The sequence below is a fragment of the Streptomyces sp. NPDC005070 genome (genome assembly GCF_053600395.1).
The window spans coordinates 1-1,190 of record NZ_JBSFZS010000557.1; the positions used below are offsets into that span (position 1 = coordinate 1).

Below are 1,190 nucleotides of genomic sequence, written 5' to 3' on the forward strand. Positions count from 1 at the left end.
GATCACAGGCGGCTATCCCGTCCAGGCCCACGGCCTGGTCGACCGCCTCAGCCAGGACCTCGACGTAGCCACCGAGAATCCCACCTCGATCGCCGAGATCGTCGCCGTGGTCAGCGACGGACTCACCACCCGCGGCTGGAGCATCCGCCGGATCGAAACGGGCGCCCTCTCCGGTCGTCTCATCGCAACCGACCTGAAATCAGGGGAGGAATGCGAGGTGGATGTCCTCAAGGAGGCATTCTGGGCGGCACCCGTGGAGACCGAGTACGGACCAGTGCTGGCCCTCGACGAGGGGATAGGCACCAAGGTCCGCGCGCTCGCGGACCGCAGCGCGGTCAGCGACCTCATCGACGTGCACGCCGCCTCCCAGCACCGCACCACCGCCGACCTCGAAACGCTCTGCCGTTGCCACGCACGCTACGAGTTCAGTCTCCAGGACCTGCGGGACCGGCTCAACGGTGCCAAATGGTGGGACGACAAGGACTTCACCGACCACGCCCTCAATCCCGGCCAACGGGCCGACCTGCGAGCCTGGGCTCTTGCCTGGGCGGCCGAGCTTGACGCCCGCCTTTATGCCGAGGAGAACCCGGACGAGGAGTGAGAGTTGTACGGCGGTCCCATCGACCGGCCGCGGGTACGAGTTCGCGGCTGCGCGACGCAGGGCGCTGACTTCGCCAGGATGAGTACGGGCTGATTTTCCTGCTCGGCGGCTCTCGGCTGTGATTACCGGCCTTCGCCTGGAACCACGTGGCGAAAGCATTCCGCGGTGACCGAGCCGAGCAGCGATTGACGGCCGGCGCGGGATCTCAACGCGCTCCTGTTCCTGCCCGTCGACTGTCGGCGGGCAAGCGGTTCCGGTCCGGGTCGACACCCCGTAGTGGAAGGGGACGAAACCAATAGGGCCACTTGATCGTTGGTGCGATGAGCTAGATCGCAGCGTCAACGACCAAGGGCTCTACCTCGCCAGCCTAGCATTTCATTCGGTCATAGCAGAATGAAGGAGGCCCAGTTGGGATTTACGGTTGACTAGACCTGCATAGGATGGCGCGTCCGCGCTCGTTTATCAGTGACGCATCCGCGATGAGCCTCATGGCAGGGTCGAAGTATTCCAGGATGCTCCTAGACCGGGTGAACGGAATTCCAAGCTCGTCTTGGATTATCTTCAGGAAGGTAACTGGGGTGAGGGTCCG

The 1,190-nt window shown here is 64.2% G+C and carries 1 protein-coding gene; it reads left to right on the forward strand.

What is annotated here, in order from left to right; translation table 11 throughout:
* The coding region (locus ACWEBX_RS41120; RefSeq protein ID WP_451889779.1) for a nucleotidyl transferase AbiEii/AbiGii toxin family protein at positions 1-601 on the forward strand (601 nt) is incomplete at its 5' end.
* Between the last annotated feature and the right edge of the window lie 589 nt (positions 602-1,190).